At 64.3% G+C, this 16775-nt stretch carries 12 protein-coding genes and 1 tRNA gene; 8 read left to right on the forward strand and 5 right to left on the reverse strand.

Features of this window, described 5'->3' with window-relative positions; genetic code table 11:
* The first annotated feature begins 232 nt into the window (after positions 1-232).
* Positions 233-2272 (forward strand): PAS domain S-box protein, encoded by a 2040-nt coding sequence (locus tag NTV05_06655; GenBank protein MCX6544082.1) that lies wholly within the window; start codon positions 233-235, stop codon positions 2270-2272.
* A 99-nt stretch (positions 2273-2371) separates the two neighbouring features.
* Here the strand turns inward: NTV05_06655 and NTV05_06660 are convergent, their stop codons facing one another.
* On the reverse strand, positions 2372-2953 hold the full coding sequence (locus NTV05_06660; protein ID MCX6544083.1) for an outer membrane beta-barrel protein: 582 nt from the start codon (positions 2951-2953) through the stop codon (positions 2372-2374).
* A gap of 273 nt (positions 2954-3226) precedes the next feature.
* On the opposite strand from NTV05_06660, the gene NTV05_06665 reads away from it, so the two are divergent.
* The 4 genes from NTV05_06665 to NTV05_06680 all read left to right on the forward strand — a co-directional run bounded on the left by NTV05_06665 (position 3227) and on the right by NTV05_06680 (position 6321).
* Positions 3227-3523, forward strand: a complete 297-nt coding sequence (locus NTV05_06665; GenBank protein ID MCX6544084.1) for a helix-turn-helix transcriptional regulator — start codon at positions 3227-3229, stop codon at positions 3521-3523.
* Between the two features lie 9 nt (positions 3524-3532).
* Positions 3533-4816, forward strand: a complete 1284-nt coding sequence (locus NTV05_06670; protein ID MCX6544085.1) for a type II toxin-antitoxin system HipA family toxin — start codon at positions 3533-3535, stop codon at positions 4814-4816.
* Positions 4817-4919: 103 nt separating this feature from the next.
* Positions 4920-5363 (forward strand): hypothetical protein, encoded by a 444-nt coding sequence (locus NTV05_06675; GenBank protein ID MCX6544086.1) that lies wholly within the window; start codon positions 4920-4922, stop codon positions 5361-5363.
* 526 nt (positions 5364-5889) lie between these two features.
* Positions 5890-6321 (forward strand): hypothetical protein, encoded by a 432-nt coding sequence (locus NTV05_06680; protein ID MCX6544087.1) that lies wholly within the window; start codon positions 5890-5892, stop codon positions 6319-6321.
* Between the two features lie 23 nt (positions 6322-6344).
* Here the strand turns inward: NTV05_06680 and NTV05_06685 are convergent.
* A tRNA-Pro gene (locus NTV05_06685) sits at positions 6345-6421 on the reverse strand.
* Positions 6422-6590: 169 nt separating this feature from the next.
* Between NTV05_06685 and NTV05_06690 the strand changes: the two genes are divergently transcribed.
* The gene (locus NTV05_06690) at positions 6591-8894 is read left to right on the forward strand and encodes a DUF5916 domain-containing protein (GenBank protein ID MCX6544088.1); all 2304 of its coding nucleotides are present in this window, start codon (positions 6591-6593) and stop codon (positions 8892-8894) included.
* Positions 8895-8898: 4 nt separating this feature from the next.
* Here the strand turns inward: NTV05_06690 and NTV05_06695 are convergent, their stop codons facing one another.
* On the reverse strand, positions 8899-11661 hold the full coding sequence (locus NTV05_06695; protein ID MCX6544089.1) for a UPF0182 family protein: 2763 nt from the start codon (positions 11659-11661) through the stop codon (positions 8899-8901).
* Positions 11662-11797: 136 nt separating this feature from the next.
* Between NTV05_06695 and NTV05_06700 the strand changes: the two genes are divergently transcribed.
* Positions 11798-12337, forward strand: a complete 540-nt coding sequence (locus NTV05_06700; protein ID MCX6544090.1) for an RDD family protein — start codon at positions 11798-11800, stop codon at positions 12335-12337.
* On the opposite strand, the gene NTV05_06705 is transcribed toward NTV05_06700, so the two are convergent.
* A complete protein-coding gene (locus tag NTV05_06705) occupies positions 12327-13523 on the reverse strand; it encodes an aminotransferase class I/II-fold pyridoxal phosphate-dependent enzyme (protein ID MCX6544091.1) in 1197 nt (398 codons plus the stop codon). The genes NTV05_06700 and NTV05_06705 overlap by 11 nt on opposite strands.
* Positions 13524-13624: 101 nt before the next feature.
* Between NTV05_06705 and amrB the strand changes: the two genes are divergently transcribed.
* Positions 13625-15151: an AmmeMemoRadiSam system protein B gene (gene amrB / locus NTV05_06710; protein MCX6544092.1), complete on the forward strand. Its 1527-nt coding sequence runs from the start codon at positions 13625-13627 to the stop codon at positions 15149-15151.
* 13 nt (positions 15152-15164) lie between these two features.
* Here amrB and NTV05_06715 read toward each other — a convergent pair whose 3' ends face one another.
* A complete protein-coding gene (locus NTV05_06715; GenBank protein ID MCX6544093.1) occupies positions 15165-16688 on the reverse strand; it encodes a bifunctional UDP-sugar hydrolase/5'-nucleotidase in 1524 nt (507 codons plus the stop codon).
* Between the last annotated feature and the right edge of the window lie 87 nt (positions 16689-16775).

The following is a 16775-nucleotide window of genomic DNA, read 5'->3' on the forward strand; positions in this document are numbered from 1 at the left end:
ACGCGACAGCGGAAGTCTCCCCCGGCGCAGACATGTGATACAGTTCCGCCTGCGGCCGGTCAGCTCGTCCGGCGAGTCAAGAAGTGTCTGCTCGTTCAGTTCCCCCACAAACGGCGACCATGCCTTCGGGCCGCTTGCAGCGGTCGGCTGGCCGCGTCCGGTTGGCGTTCCCTCTCGACGCCGCAGCGCGCCAGGTTTCAGACAAGTCTCGCTACCAACGGAGACCGCTTTCATGACAAGCAACGATGCCCGACCCAGCCGCCCCGCCGAACATTGCGGCGGGACCGAACCGGTCATCCAGACGAACGCCGATGCGTCTCCGGCGAACACGGAGTCCCAGCCTCCCGCGGAAACACATCCGCGGGTCGCGGAGTCGTCTCTTCAGGACGTGGAACGGTTCCGCGCGTTGTGTGACTTCGTGCCAATCGGCATTGGCGTCGTCGACCCGGCGGGCCGCTTCGTGGCGTACAACGAGGCCTTCATGGAACCCGGGGGGTACAGCCGCGAGGACATCAAGAAACTGGACACGGTCGCCGACCTCTACTACGACCCGCGGCAGAGGGATGAGGTTCAGGCGCTTTTCCGTCAAGAGGGCATTCTCAAGAACCATCCGGTGCAGTTCCGTCGGAAGGACGGCTCGCCCTACGACGCACTGCTCACACTCAAGCAGACGCAGCTCGGTGGGCAAGCATGTGTCCAGGCGCTGGTCGAGGACGTCACCGAGCGCCGGCGCGCCGAGAAGGCCGTGGAAGAGGACAGAAGGCTGCTCGGAGAAGCACAGCGGATAGGGAACGTCGGTGGCTGGGAATTTGATATTGATACGAAGCAACTCAAATGGACGAGCGAGTTCTACCGCAACCAACAGATGAAGGTTGATTCCGGGCGGCCGGCGATCGGGCGAGTTGCTTTCTATGCGCCCGCGTACCGACCCGCCGTTGAACAGGCCGTGCTGCGCGCCATCGAGCTTGAGCAGCCGCTTGACATGGAATTGGAAGTCACCACCGCGAGCGGCAAATCCCGGTGGGTGCGCGTCATTGGAGAAATGGATAGAGAGCGCCGCAGGGTCATCGGTTTCTTCCAGGACACGACCAGGCACAAGAGGGCTGAGGAGGAGCAGGCCGCCCTCGAAGCCAGGCTCCAGCAGGCGCAGAGGATGGGACTCGTGGGCAGTCTGGCTGGCGGTGTGGCCCACGAGTTCAACAACATGCTGACCGTGATCCTCGGCCACACCGAGATCGCTCTCGATGGAGTGGACCAGACGGATCCACTCCACGCTGACCTCGTGGCCATCCGCACGGCGGCCACTCGCTCCGCCGACCTGACACGGCAACTGCTGGCCTTTGCGCGAAAACAAACCGTCGCACCAAGAGTTCTGGACCTGAACGCGGTTGTGGCAAGCACGCTCAAGATGCTGGAGCGGCTGATCGGCGAAAACATCCGGCTCCAGTGGCAGCCGGGGACGGGATTGTGGCGGGTGAAGGTGGCCCCGTCCCAGATCGACGAAGTGCTGACCACCCTTTGCGTGAACGCACGGGACGCCATCAACGGCGTCGGCACGATCACGGTTGCCACGGGCAACACCGTTCTCGATACGGCCGGCGCGAATGCCGCGGGCGTGACTCCCGGGGAGTATGTCCGATTGTGCGTCGGCGACGACGGCTGCGGCATGGACCACGAAACGCTGGCACACATATTCGAGCCGTTCTTCACGACCAAAGCCGTCGGCATGGGAGTCGGGTTGGGACTGCCCAGTGCGTACGGGGCAATCAAGCAGAACGGCGGCTTCATTCAGGCGCGCAGTGAGCCGGGCGTGGGCACCACGCTCGAGGTCTATCTGCCCCGACATGTCGCCACGGCCATTGCGACGCGAACCGAAGGCGTGGCGGAATCGCCCCAGCGCGGCCGAGAGACCATCCTGCTGGTCGAAGACGACCCGAGCGTTTTGAAGTTGACGGCGCTGATCCTCCGACGGCTGGGCTACGCGGTGATCGAGGCCGGTACCCCGGGCGACGCCGTCCGCCGGGCCATGGAACACGGCGACCACATCGATCTACTGATGACGGACGTCGTGATGCCCGAGATGAGCGGCCAGACGCTTGCCAAGGAACTGCTGTCCTTCTGTCCGCACCTCAAGCATCTGTTCATGTCGGGATATGCGTCCGACGTGATCGCGCACGGCGGTCGTGTGGAGGATGGGACACGATTCCTCCCCAAGCCGTTCTCCATCGATGAGCTGGCCGCCGCCGTTCGAGAGATCCTGAGTCGCGACTAGAGAAGTGGGGGGCGATCGGCGGCATCATCATCGCCGCCCGTGCTGGACGATGAATCTGGGGGCATTCGCCCGGGTTGTCGATGGCGTCGCCCCCCTGTCTCAGAACTGCAGCACCAGACCAACTGATCCACGCGTAAAGTTGAACTTCTGGTTCGCGACATCCAGGAACGAGTTGCCCGTCCCGAAGTTGCGGAAGTACCTCACGTCGCCATTGATGCCGACATGCCTGGAGAATAGGATGTTCACCCCGCCGCCGATGTCGCAGGCGAACTGTGTATCGGTAAAGCTGACCGCGCTCTCGATAGAACTGAAATCGATGTTCCGTCGGATGATGCCGACGCCTCCGGTCGCGTACGGACGCACGGGCCCAGCCGGGATGCCGACCACCAGGTTGCCCATGACCGTGAGCACATTGGACGAATTGAAGATGCTCCCCATGCCATAGAAGTTGCGCGTGTATCCGATGTCGGCTTCGGCGCCGAAGATACCGTGAGCCATGGCGCCAAGCCGGACGCCAAACGCGAGTCTCGAGGTGTCGTTGATGCTCTGGTCGAGCGTTGTCCCCGTATCGCCACCGAAGTTCCCGCCGACAAACGGCGTGAGATACCCTTGCGCCGAGGCTGCAGATGGCGCAAGCAGCAGAGCCAGAATCCCGATCGCCGCCACTGTTGTTCGTCGCACGACCGTCCTCCTTGAATCGGGGCGGTCAATACCCGCGTCCGGGTTGGACCGCCCGCCGACCCTCCATAGAGTTATCGATCTGACGTTTGCCTGTCTGGTGATGTCCCGTACCTCAGCGTATGCCGCCAGCGCCAGAATGTCACGCCCCCGCAGAGACACACGACGGCATTCCGGCAGGACCGCAGTGGGTTCATGATATTTGTTTAATAACGGACTAATATAGGTACATTGACATAGATAATTACATTGAATAGACTTAAGTAGGTCTATTGAATGGCTACACAAACACTTGACCAAATGGCAGTATTGCTGGGGCAGCGGCTGCGGGCGCTTCGGCTCCGCCAGAACGTTGACCAGCAGCGCCTTGCCGCGCGTGCGGGCGTGGCCCTCAACGCTTTGAAGAACCTCGAATCCGGAAAGGGCGGCACGACGCGATCTCTCCTGAAGGTGCTGCGGGCTCTCGGCCGCGAAGACTGGCTCGACGCCCTCTGTCCGCAAGTCTCCATCAGCCCGCTCCTGGCCCTCACGCGTAAGCCAACGCGCCAACGCGCCTCCAGGAAGCGAACGTAGGGGGTACCCGTGTACCAGCCGGTCGACGCGATCGAGGTTCGCATCTGGGGGCAGCGGGCTGGTGCCGTCGCGCTTGATCCGAATCTGGGGTGCTACGCCTTCGAGTACGCGCCGGCGTTCGTTCGGTCCGGTATTGAACTCGCGCCGCTGACGATGCCGCTCGGGGCCGCGCGGGAGCCGTTCGTGTTCCCGGCTCTTCCGGAATCCACCTATCTGGGGTTGCCCGGCCTGGTGGCAGACGCGCTTCCCGACTCGTTCGGCAACAATCTGATCGACGCCTGGATGGCGGTGCACGGCGTGGAGAAGTCGGACATCACGTCGCTCGACCGGCTTGCGTACATGGGCAAGCGCAGTATGGGCGCCCTGGAGTTCAAGCCCGTCCGCGGGCCGTCGAAGGCGACAACGACGGCACTCGAGATGTCAGCGCTGGTGGAAAGCGCCAGGCGCGCCGTGCGGGGCGACCTGGGCAGCGATGCGCTCGCTGAAGCCGCCCTCGCTCAGATCATTCATGTCGGCACCTCAGCCGGCGGGGCTCGCGCGAAGGCGGCCATCGCCTGGAATCCGACGACTCAAGAGATTCGCGCAGGTCAGTTTGAGGTGGCCCCAGGGTTCGAGCACTGGCTGCTCAAGTTCGACGGGCTGGGCGCCGACATCGAACTTGGGGTCAGCCGGGATTACGGCCGCATTGAGTACGCCTATTACCTGATGGCACGCTCAGCCGGCATCGCGATGTCGCCGAGCCGACTGCTCGAGGAGAATGGCCGCGCCCACTTCATGACCAGGCGCTTCGATCGCGATGGAAACACCAGGCATCACGTCCAGACGCTGTGCGCGATGGCGCACCTGGACTATCGTCAAAAGGCGACTCACGACGTCAGCCAGTTGTTCCTGACGATTGACCGCCTGCAAATAGGTTATCTCGCAAAGGAGGAGGCCTTTCGCCGCGTCGCGTTCAACATCATGGCCGCCAACTGCGACGACCATACCAAGAACGTCTCGTTTCTCCTGCGCGAGGGGAGTGTCTGGGAATTGGCGCCGGCCTACGATGTGATCTACGCGCACAACCCGCGAGGGGAGTGGACCTGCCAGCACCTCATGTCCGTAAACGGGAAATTCGTTGACATCGTCCGCGACGACCTGCTGGCCGTCGCGGATCGCTTCGGGATCGGAACCGCTCCGCGGGTTCTCAAGGACGTCAACCGGGCGGTGAAGTCGTGGCCCTCGCGGGCGAAGCAGGCCAGGATCAGCGCGCGCGAGACGAAACGGATTCAGGCGCAGCATCGCCTGCTGTAGAACCTCTAGATCGTGGTCGGGGCGACCCTTGCGAGTGCCCTCGGAATTCTCGACCAAGCCGGTTGAAAGCTGGACGCAGGCATGAAACGGACGGTGATCGCCAATGGGTAGACTGATCATTGTTGACTGCGAAGCGCCCTTCGGGGTTGGAGCGCCCTCCGTCGGTGACATGACGGAGTTCGGCGCAGTCGATGTCAACGCGCTTCGGGAAGGGCGTGTGGAGACATTTCATGGTGTCGACTGCTCTGAGGACACCTTTCGTCAGTTCCGGGAATGGCTGGCTCCCCGAAGCCCTGTTGTGTTCGTTTCAGACAACCCGGCATACGACTTTCAGTGGATCAACTTCTATTTCTGGCGCTACTTCGGCGAGAACCCGTTCGGGCATTCCGGGCGGCGCATCGCGGACTTCTACGCGGGGCTGGTGGGTGATTTTCGAAGCACTCAGAAGTGGAAGCGGTTGCGCCGGACGAAACACGATCACCATCCAGTACACGACGCGCTCGGAAACGCCGAGGCGCTTATTCGACTCTTCGACGGTGAACGGTGACGTTCGACACTGGCCGATGGCTCCGAGTGTATGCGTAACCACTGAGCGCCGGCTGCCACAGCGGACCGGAACCGAGACGCTGTTCACGATCCAGTGGTCGGTGGTGTGACGCCCGACCAGGCTGTATACAGCCGCCAATAATGGTTTCACATTGACGGCCGCTATCGTTGCAATCAGCCGACCAGGTACCAACCTGGCACGGCGATGCCGTCCGCGTGCCGTTGCTCTCCCGACGTGACTGTTGTATGGTGAATGTATGGCACGGTTGATTTCGACGACGATTCGTCTTGGCGAGGAGGATGTACGCGCCTTGAAGCGTGCGCGGGCCGCAGGGCTCTCTGCATCTGAGCTCGTCCGGAAGGGCCTCCGCGTGGTGGCTGCGCGCTACTACCCAGGCCGGCGTCCTCCGTCGACGCGTGGTGGCTGCGCGCTACTACCCAGGCCGGCGTCCTCCGTCGACGCGTCTGTTTGAATGCACGGACACGAAGCTGGGGGATGAGTCCGAGTTGTTCCGGGGCCTGGAAGATTGACGGCGCCCATCATCGCTGACACCGGTGGGCTGCTTCGGGCGCTGGCCCGCGACAGCAAGGGCGGTCCGAGCTTCCCAGACTACGAAGCCGTGTTGACCTCCGCCCGCCTCGTCATCGTCCCGGGGCTCGTCCTGGCGGAGGTGGATTACTTTCTGCGAGAGGACCGGGCGGCCATGAGGAAGCTGGTCGCGGAGATATTCGACGGGCGGACGCGTTACGAGTACGAACTCCCGCTGGCGTCCGACATCGTTCGAGCGCTCGAGTTCGACGCGAAGTTCACGGACCTCCGCATGGGGCTGGTTGACGGGTCCGTGGCGGCTGTTGCCGAGCGGCGGGAGGTCTATCGGGTGTTGACAACTGATCGGCGCGATTTCGGCGCGATCCGAATCGGCCCTCGGTTCACTCGGGCTCTGGAACTGCTGCCATGAACCTCCATCGCCCCGCTGAAATATGGTCGGGGCGACTGGATTCGAACCAGCGACCCCCTGCGCCCAAGGCAGGTGCGCTACCAGGCTGCGCTACGCCCCGACAACCCCCTCATCGTACCGGGGTTGCACGTCCGGCGCAACCACGGTTCTGAAGCGGGCCCGATCTGGCGGGCGAACCAGTTCCCCATCGCCTGCGTCTAAACCTTTCGATTCATGAATTCGGCGGCGAGTCGATACACTTGTAGCTTCGCCGTCGCCGTGGGGGTTTCATGCCGCATCGTGCCGTCGTTGTCGCCATCCTGCTGATCCTGTCTCCGTTCCTGCTCACCCGCGCGTCGGCGCAACAGACGGTGCCGCAACCGGCCGCGCAGGCGCCAGCCGCGCCGCAACCGGCCGCCCGGGCGGTGCCGCCGATCGCGACGTTCGCCATCACCCGCGCCACCTCCGAAATCAAAGTGGACGGCGTGCTCGACGAAGACGCGTGGGCCAAGGCGGCGGTGATTCCACTGCCGTACGAGTGGGCTCCAGGCGACGGCATCGCGCCGCCGGTCAAGACGGAGTGCCTGGTGACCTTCGACGGCACGAGCCTCTACATCGCGTTCCGCTCGTTCGATCCGGAACCGGGTAAGATCCGCGCGCACCTCATGGACCGCGACGACACCGACACGCTCATCCTCGACGACCACATCGGCGTCATGATCGACACCTTCAACGACGAACGTCGCGCGTTCCAGTTCCGCGTCAACCCGCTCGGCGTGCAGGCCGACGCGGTCTTCAGCGAACAGGACGGCATCGAGGATTTTTCGTGGGACATGATGTGGGCCGCGGTGGGCAAGATTACGCCGGATGGCTACATCATCGAAATGGCGCTCCCGCTCAAACAGCTCCGGTTTCAGCCCGGCGCGGGTGTGCAGACGTGGGGCTTCGAGGCATTTCGATCCTGGCCCCGCAACGTCCGGCACCGGATGACTTCGGCCTTTCGCGATCGCAACAAGAGCTGCCTGCTGTGCCAGGAGAACAAGATCTCCGGGCTGGCAGGCCTCGCGCAGGGCCGCAACCTGGAGTTCGATCCCACCGCGACCTTCGGCCGCACCGATGCCATCGCGGACTCGTCGTCTACTTCACTCGCATCCGGTGACGTGAAGGCCAAGGCAGGCGTGACGGCCAGGTGGAGCGTGACGCCGAACATGACCTTCAACGGGACGATCAGCCCGGACTTCTCGCAGGTGGAAGCCGATGTCGCGCAGCTGGACGTCAACAATCGGTTTCAGCTGTTCTATCCGGAAAAGCGCCCGTTCTTTCTCGAGGGACTCGACTTCTTTACGACGCCCATTCAATCGGTCTTCACGCGCACGGTGAGTGATCCCTACTTTGGCGCCAAGCTGACAGGCAAACAGGGTTCAAACGCGGTGGGTCTCTTCGTCACCCATGATCGCCTCAACAACCTCGTCCTGCCGTCAAACCAAGGCTCCGACTTCGACTCCATCGATGAGGCGGTCACCACGGTGGTCGGCAGGTATCGGCGGGACGTGGGGCCGGGGTCGACCATCGGCGCCTTGTACGCGGGACGTGAGGGCAAGGACTACCACAACCGCCAGGTCGGTCTGGACGGCTACTGGCGCATCAGCCAGGCAGACGCGGTTCGCGCGCAGTACCTCAGAAGCGACACGGCGTACCCAGGGGACATCGTGACCCGGGATCGCCAGCCCGCCGGGAGCATCGGCGGCAACGCGGTGTGGGTGGACTACCAGCACATGAGCCGGACCTGGGCGGCGTTCGGGGATTACGAATCGTACAGCCCCGGGTTCCGCAGCGACACGGGGTACGTGCCGCGCGTCGATTTCCGCAACGTGTTCGGCCAGGCCCAGCGCAGGTTCCAGCGCGGGGTGGGCTCGTGGTTCAACACGATCGACATCGGGGCGCGCGGGTGGCAGTCGATGGACTCAGGCTGGACACTCACCGACCAGACGCTGGCGGCGTTCGTCAATTACACGGGACCGTATCAGACCTCCCTCCAGTTCAACATGCCACGCGACATCGTCGTCTTTCAGGGCGTTCGCTACGTGTACCCCCGCCCCAACTTCTACGCCGGCGTGAAGCCGTCCAGCGGACTGAACATCCAGTTGACCGGCCGCTGGGGCGGTGGAGTCGATTTCTCGAATGGCAGGAAGGCGACGCAGGCGCTGCAGTTCGGTCCTCAGATCGACTACAACCCTGTCGCGCGGGTCAGCCTTCGCCTCAGCTACAACCTCGACCAGTTGTCGGTGGAGCAGGGGAGGCTCTATCGCGCCAACCTCACCCAATTGCGGATGCTGTATCACCTGAACGTGCGCACCTTCGTCCGCGCGATTCTCCAGTACACGGACATCACGCGCGACCCGTCGCTGTACGCAACGGCCGTCGATGGACACAGCCGCAGGTTGTTCTCCCAGTATCTGTTCTCGTACAAGCTCAATCCTCAAACGGTGCTCTTCGCCGGCTACTCCGACAACGCGTCGGCGAGCCAGTCGGCGGATCTGCTCAGACAGGATCGGACGTTCTTCGTCAAGCTGGGATACGCGTGGGTGATGTGATTGACTACCGCTTCGGTGCTTTCACGGGCGGTGGCGTCGCGGCGGTTGGCCCCTGCTTCTTCGCCATCTGCTCCAGCAGCGTCCCCACCTGCTTGATCTCGTCGCCGTAGAGCGCCCAGTTGCCCTCGCGCTGGGCCTGCAGCGCGCGCTCGTAGTGCTGCTGCGCCAGGCCGGCCAGCCCGTCGATCGGCGTCTCGGCCGTGGCGTCGGGCACGGCCGTCGCTGCGGCCTCCGGTTCGGCGTCCGGCAACTTGATGACCACTCCGCGCCGGAAGATCTTGTCGAGCGCCAGCTCGAGCGTCTCCTCCATGGCGATCTGATTCTGGTACGCGACGATCACCCGTTTGAGCTCTGGGATCTTGCCGCCGGCCGATCGGAGATATAACGGCCGGATGTACATCAGCGCGTCCTCGATCGGGATCACCAGCAGCGTGCCCTGGATCACTTCCGATCCTTGCTGGTTCCATAACGTGATCTGCGGCGAGATGGTCTGGTCCTGATTGATGCGCGCCGCGATGGTCCGCGGCCCGTACACGAGCTTCTGCTTCGGAAACTGGAACACGAACAGCTTGCCGTAATGCTCGCCGTCACTGCGTGCGACCATCCAGGCCGCCAGATTGTCCTTCCGGCGCGGCGTGAAGGCGAGCATCTGGATAAACTCTTCGTCCCGTTCGCCCGGCAGCCGCATGATCGTGTAGTACGGCTCCATGGGCGCGGTCGCCGTGCCGGTCGACTCGATGGCCGGGACCTCCCACTGATCTTCCTTGTTGTAGAAGACCGCCGGGTGCGTCATGTGGTACGTCGCGAACATCGCGCTTTGAATCGCGAAGATGCCCTCCGGGTAGCGGACGTGCCGCCGCAGCTCCGCCGGCATCTCGTGGAAGGGACGCAACAGACCGGGAAAGATCCGGCTGATGGTCATGATCACCGGATCGTTCGGCTCGGCCAGATAGAAAGTGGTCGTGCCGTTGTACGCATCAATCACCACCTTGACCGAGTTGCGGATGTAGTTGATGCCGGATTCCGTGCGCGCCGCATACGGATAGTGATCGGTGGTCGTATAGCCGTCGAGTATCCAGAAGAGGCGGCCATCCGCAATGACGAGGTAGGGGTCGCGGTCGAACGACAGGAACGGGGCAATCGTCGTCGCCCGCTCCATGATGTTGCGATGGAACAGGATGCGGCTCTCGGACGTGAGATCCTCGCTCAGCAGGATCTTGAACGATTTGAACCGGCTGGCGAAGAACATCTTCCGGGCCAGCGATCCGACCGACACGCCGCCGCGCCCGTCGTAGCTCTTGTAGAACGGTTCGTCGCCGCGCGGATAGTGGAATTCGCGCGCGTGCGTGCCGACAAACACGTAGTCGTTCGAGAACTCGCCGAAGTAGATCGACGGTTCGTTGACGTTGAAGTTGATGGACGATTCCGGCGGGATGTTCTTGATGAACAGGACCGGGAGGCCTTCCTGCGTCACCTCATTGACCGGGCCCAGCGTCAGTCCGTAGCCGTGCGTGAAGGTGAGGTGTTCGGCAATCCACGAGCGCGACGGGAGATTCTCGACGTTCAGCTCCCTCGCCGACAGCATCACCTGCCGGTATTGCCCGTTGACGATGTAGCGATCGATGTCAATCGAGCCGAAGTCGTAGTACGTGCGGATCTCCTGAATCTGCCCGAACGTGTCGAGCAGCGGCTGCCGATCCCAGAGGCGCACGTTGCCGATGGTCGCCTGATTGGCGGCGATGTCCTTCTTGGTCAGCAGCGCGTCGCCAGACACCTGCCGCTCTTCGACCGAGTCGAGCGCAAACGCCTTCCGCGTCGCGGCGATGTTGTACGCCAGGTAGGGCGTCTCCTTGACCTGTTCGTTGGGCGTGACGACGAGGCGCTGGACGCCGGTCGCAAATACGGCGCCCCCGATCCACGTGAGGGCGTAGAGGCCAAAGCCGGCCGGCAGCAGCCACGACTGGCGGGCGAACGCGTGCGCCGCCACCATCACCGCCCCGACTATCGACACGACACCCAGGATGCGCAGCGCGGGCAGGCGGGCAGTCACATCGGCGTAGTTGGCGCCGACAATGATGTCGTGACGGGAGAGCACCAAACCGAACGCGTCGAGGTAGGCGCCCGCGCCGAGCAGCAGCAACACCGCCGCCGCCAGCAGCGACAGGTGCCGGCGTGCGACGCGCAGCGGCGCCATCGGTCCGTTGCCGCCGGCCACACGTCCGGGGAGCAGCGCGATCAGCACCGAACCGGCCAGCGCCGCCACCATCACCACGAGCAGCACGCCGCGGACAAACTCGAGCCAGGGCAACTGGAACACGTAGAACCCGGTGTCCTGACCGAAAATCGGATCCCGATCACCAAACCAGGTCGCATGCCGGTAGTTCAGCCACGTCATCCACTGGGCGGATCCGACCATGCCGGCGCCGACGGCGCCAAGCACTGAAACGCCGCCAATCAGCCGCGCAACGCCGCGTCGTTGAAGCACGACGGGTGTGCCATCGGCGGGTGAGACCCCCAGCACCAGATAGGGCTGATCGAAATACCGCAGCGCGAGGCGGAAGCTGCCAAACAGCAGCACGAACGTGACAGCACCAACCACCGCGCCGAGGCCCAGGCGCGTGACGATGCTCGTGGCGAAGACCTGCTGGTATCCGGTTTCGCCAAACCACAGCCAGTCGGTGTAGTAGTCCGCCAGCGACGGCCAGACAACCGCCACCAGCAGGACCACAAACAGGATTGTCAGTTGAATGCGGCTCTCGCGTTTCACGCCGGACGTCCTCCCGGAACGGTCACCATGGTAGGGTAACACGCCGTCGCCCGGCCGCCGCGCCCCACTCCGCGCGGAGCATAATTACTCCCGGAGTGATTGATCGCCCATAATCACTCCGGGAGTGCTTCTTCTCATGACTGAGACGTTCCGACGCGTGGGTTTCTGGCCGCGATTTGCGGCGACGGCCATCGACTACGGCATCATCGCCGGGCTCTGCGCAATCCTGGGCGCCAGCGTCGGCGGGCTGCTCAACGCACCGGCCGGAGACGACGCGGGCTGGGCGAGTGCTCTGGCCGGCGACCCGTTTGTGGGGGCTCTGGCCGGCATCATCGTCGGCTTTGCCTTGGTCGGCGCCCTCTACATGTCGCTCGAAGCGTGGACAGCTGCGACGCTCGGCAAGGTCGTGCTGGGCCTGGTCGTGGTCGGCGACGACGGGCGGCCGGCCCCGGCCGGCGTGCGGGCGGGGCGCTACGTGGTGAAGAACTGCCACCTGCTGCTGGGGGCTGCGGCCGGCCTGTCGGGCGTGTGGTTTGTCGGTGCGCTGGTGCCGCTGGCGACACTGGTGGTCGTGGCCGGCAGCACGGTGATCTTCACCGATGAGCACCGCGCGCTGCACGACGTCGTCGCGCGGACGGCGGTCGTTCGCCGGCCGGCTCGCGCACTCAATCTTTGATCTGGTCCAGCGCCTGCGCCAGATCTGCAATCAGATCGTCGGCGTCCTCGATGCCGACCGAATAGCGAATCAGCCCATCAGTCAGTCCCGCTTCCAGCCGATGCTCGCGCGGCACGCTCGCGTGGGTCATCAACGCGGGGTGTTCGATCAGCGTCTCGACGCCACCGAGCGAGACGGCCAGCGTCGCCAGTTTCACGGCGTCCATCACCGTGCGGCCGCCTTCGAGCCCGCCTCTGACTTCGAAGCTGATCATCGCGCCGAAGCCCTTCATCTGGCGCGCCGCCAGCTCGTGCTGCGGGTGCGACGGCAGACCGACGTACCGGACCCACTCCACCTTCGGATGCGACTCGAGCCAGCGCGCGATCTTCATCGCATTGGCCTGCGCGCGCTCCACTCGGACGCCCAGCGTCTTGATGCCCCGGATCACCAGGTACGCCTGGTGCGGATCCATATTGCAGCCGAGGATGATCATCATCGACCGAATCTGGCGGTGCAGCGCTTCGGTCGCCGAGACGATGACGCCGCCGACCACGTCGGCGTGACCGTTGAGAAACTTCGTCACCGAGTGCAGGACCACGTCGGCGCCAAACTCGATCGGATTCTGCAGGTAAGGGCTGGCGAACGTGTTGTCGACGACGAGCACCGCGCCGCCCTCGTGCGCGATGGCCGCGGCGCCGGCCAGATCGGTGACACCCATGCCCGGATTCGACGGACTCTCGACATAGACGATCTTCGTGTTGAGCCGCATGGCGAGGCGGACGTTGTCGAGGTTGGTCGAATCCACCCACGTCGATTCGACGCCAAACCGCGAGAGGTGCTGTTCCGCGAGCATTCTCGACGGGCCGTAGACCCCGGCCGTGCCCACCATGTGCGCACCCTTGTCGAGCAGCGCCATGTACACCGACGACACCGCGCCCATGCCAGAACTTGTGGCGACCGCTCCGAATCCGCCTTCCAACTCGGCCACCTGCCGCTCCAGCGCCGCGATCGTCGGATTGCCGAGACGCGTGTAGATGAAGCCTTCGGCCTGGCCCGCGAACCGATCCGCGCCGTTCTGCGCGTTGTCGAACGAGAAGGTGGACGTCTGGTAGATCGGAACCGTGGCGCTGCCAAACGCGTCGTGATGGGCGCCTGCGTGAATCAGCTTGCTGTCGGTCTTGAGATGCTTCGAATCGGAATGAGCCATATGGATCCTTGACGGGTGGCTCCTTAGCATACCCTCGACGTCCACGATGGGGGAAGCACGCTGTTGTCAGGCGCCCGGGGCGGAGTAGGATCAGGCACACGATGCGAATCGGTTGGTTGTTGCTGGCCGGGCTTCCGTTGATGGCGTGCGCGACCGCCGTTGGCCCATCCGTGTCGCCGATTTCGCCGTCGACCGTCGCGGGGGCGTTCTATCCAGCCGACCCCGCCAGACTTCGAGCGGCGATCGATGGCTATCTGGGAGACGCCGTCGCGTCGCGTTCCAGCGATCCTGTCGCCATCGTTGTGCCGCATGCCGGTTTCGTCTTCTCAGGCCCGATTGCCGCAGATGGCTATCGTCAACTCGCGGGCCGGACCTTCGACACGGTCGTCATACTGGGCGCCAATCACACCGGCAGAGGTGACCAGCGCATGGCGGTGTACGACGGACCGGATCTGCTGACTCCGCTGGGGAGCGCCGTCGTCGATCGCGCGCTGGCGGCGGCCATCGTGAACGAGGGCATCGACGCGGTCTTCGATTCGTCGGCTCACGAAGGCGAGCATTCGATCGCGGTCCAGATTCCGTTTGTGCAGACGGTGCTGCCGCACGCGAAGATCGTGCCGATCGTGGTCGGGCCGTCCGACGCCGCAACGTGCGCGCGGTTTGGCCGCGCTCTCGCGAAGACGCTGGAGGGCCGGCGCACGGTGCTCGTCGCCAGTTCGGATCTCTCCCACTATCCGGCTCAGCCAGATGCCGTTGTGGTTGACGCACATACCCTCGAGGCGGTGGCGAGCCTCGACCCGAACCGGCTCGGACGGGCGTTCGCCCGCACCGATGACGTGCGCGCGGGGAATCTGGCAACGCGGGCATGCGGCGAAGGAGCCATCCGCGTCGTGATGGAAGCCGCGCGATCGCTCGGCGCCACCCGCGGGACGGTGGTGAGTTATGCCAACTCAGGCGACACGGTGTTGGGAGAGCCTGGCCGCGTCGTCGGCTACGGCGCCGTCGTGTTCAGCCGGGGGGAAGAACGCGGCAGCGACGTTGAGGCGCTCGCGCGCGCTGTCCCCGATGCCACGCGCGCGCTGGACGCGGCCGACAGGCGTCTGCTGCTTCGGCTGGCGCGAGAGACCATCAGCCGGTATCTCGCCAGCGACACCGTGCCGCTCCCGCGCGGCGGGTCATCGAGACTGCTGCGCGAATCCGGCGTGTTCGTCACGCTCAAGAAACACGGGGAATTGCGCGGGTGTATCGGGCGCCTGCAGGCACAGGGGACGCTGGTTCGCCTGGTCTCGGCGATGGCCTTCGAATCCGCCTTCAGGGATCCGCGGTTCGAGCCCGTTCGCGCGGGCGAACTCGGCGAGATCGACATCGAAGTGTCGGTGCTGACGCCGCCTCGCCAGGTCGCCGGTCCGGGCGCCATCGCTGTGGGGCGCGATGGTGTCATCCTGCGCCTCGGCGATCGCTCAGCCGTGTTTCTTCCCCAGGTGGCAACAGAGCAGAAGTGGAACCGGGAGCAACTGCTGGACAATCTCGCCCTGAAGGCGGGACTCCCCACCGACGCGTGGCGCGGCAAGACGGCGCAGTTGCTGACGTTCCAGGCGGACGTCTTCTCAGAGGCCACGCTGCGTTGAGCGTTCTCCGGCTTTACCGCCGCGAACCGATAATCACTCGCCGGCCGTCGTATGCTGGTTCCACCGAGCCCTTCTTCTTCACGTACTCGGTCACGACATCGAGCCTGTTCCGGCCGGTGTTCTCCTGCGTGATCCCCTTCAGCGCGACGCCGGCGAAGTAGGAGTTGGTCGCGCCCGCATACGTCTTCTCGTCGTCGAGCGGCTGACCGTTGATCGTCACATCGGCGAGTTTGCCCGAGACCAGACGGTATCGCAGGCCCGACACGTACGGCGTGTAGCGGCTGAGGATGTCGCGGATCTGGCGCCCGGTCGCCTTGAACGTGATCACGGTGTTGTCGAATGGATCCATCGTCACCAGATCGGCCCGCGTAATCGGTCCCGACACGAGCGGTGCGCGCACGCCCCCGACGTTCTCCAGTTCGAACTCCGCACCCACCATCTCGCGAACCGCGTCGGCCACCAGGTTGTAGGGGGCCTCGTCATCGCCGCGCGTGCTGAAGTCGGCCACCGCCTGTCCGACCACCTGGCCAAACCGCTGCGCAATGGGCTGCCAGAACTTGTCCACCACCGCTGCGACGGTCGGATCCGCGGCGATGGCCTCGGTGATTGGCAGCAGCCGTTCACGGTAGCGATCGACCGACCAGGATCCGTTCGCGCCCCGGCGGAAGAGCAGATCCAGGCGGCCCAGTTCGCCGCCCCACTGGAAGGCCTGAACGATGATCGTGCCGTTGACGTCATCAACCTTGAGATCGTCGGAGTGCCAGACGAATTCGCCGACGGGCAGGCGGGAATGCGAATGACCGCCGACGATCACATCGAGTCCGGGCACCTCAGCCGCGAGCCTGTTGTCCAGTTCCTCGCCGCAGTGCGAGATGAGGATGACGATATCGGCCTGGCTCCGGAGCGTCTTCACCACATCCTTCGCGGTGGCGATCTCGTCCAGGACGTCGATGCCTTCTTTGCCGGCGGGATATGGCGCAGCCTCGCGCGTCACCATGCCGAACAACCCGACACGCACGGTGCCGATCTTCTCGATTCGCCACGGCTGACCGATGGGCTTGCGCGTGGCCCGGTCCACCGCATTGGCCATCAGAATCGGATATTTCGCCAGACCCACCAGCTTCCTGGTCTGGGCCATCGGGTTGTTGAATTCGTGGTTGCCGATGGTCGCGAAGTTGTATCCAGCCGCGTTCATGGCAGCCACGTCCGCTTCACCGTGGTACTCGGTCGAGAACGGCGTGCCGTCCGAGAAATCGCCGGCGTCAATCAACCACACGGGAATCTTCTTCCTGGCCAGATCGGCGCGAATCGCTGCCGCCAGCGTCGCGCGCCTGGCGATGCCGCCGATGTTCCGCTTCTCCTTCAACCTGGCTTCCTCAGACCCCTGGGCGACGACGGTCGGGTAGCTGAAAGGCAGCAGATGACCGTGTGTGTCGTTGGTGTGAAGGATGGTGAGGCTCGCCGTGGTCTGGGCCATGGAGAGCGCAGGCACCGACAGCGCCAGGACGAGAGCAGCAACAAGCGAGCGTCTGGTCACGGGTTCACCTCAACACAGAAACAGAGACTTCGGAGACACTGCTCGAAAACAACTAGCCCGGTTATTCTATCGAATTCCCGGCTGTGC

The organism is Acidobacteriota bacterium (assembly GCA_026393755.1).
GTDB lineage: Bacteria > Acidobacteriota > Vicinamibacteria > Vicinamibacterales > JAKQTR01 > JBAXOX01.

What these genes read in the sequence shown, in the direction of transcription:
- NTV05_06655 (MCX6544082.1), top strand. Translation starts at nt 233, where the DNA reads ATGACAAGCAACGATGCCCGACCCAGCCGCCCCGCCGAACATTGCGGC.
- NTV05_06665 (MCX6544084.1), top strand. Translation starts at nt 3,227, where the DNA reads ATGGCTACACAAACACTTGACCAAATGGCAGTATTGCTGGGGCAGCGG.
- NTV05_06675 (MCX6544086.1), top strand. Translation starts at nt 4,920, where the DNA reads ATGGGTAGACTGATCATTGTTGACTGCGAAGCGCCCTTCGGGGTTGGA.
- NTV05_06690 (MCX6544088.1), top strand. Translation starts at nt 6,591, where the DNA reads ATGCCGCATCGTGCCGTCGTTGTCGCCATCCTGCTGATCCTGTCTCCG.
- NTV05_06700 (MCX6544090.1), top strand. Translation starts at nt 11,798, where the DNA reads ATGACTGAGACGTTCCGACGCGTGGGTTTCTGGCCGCGATTTGCGGCG.
- NTV05_06705 (MCX6544091.1), bottom strand. Translation starts at nt 13,523, where the DNA reads ATGGCTCATTCCGATTCGAAGCATCTCAAGACCGACAGCAAGCTGATT.
- amrB (MCX6544092.1), top strand. Translation starts at nt 13,625, where the DNA reads ATGCGAATCGGTTGGTTGTTGCTGGCCGGGCTTCCGTTGATGGCGTGC.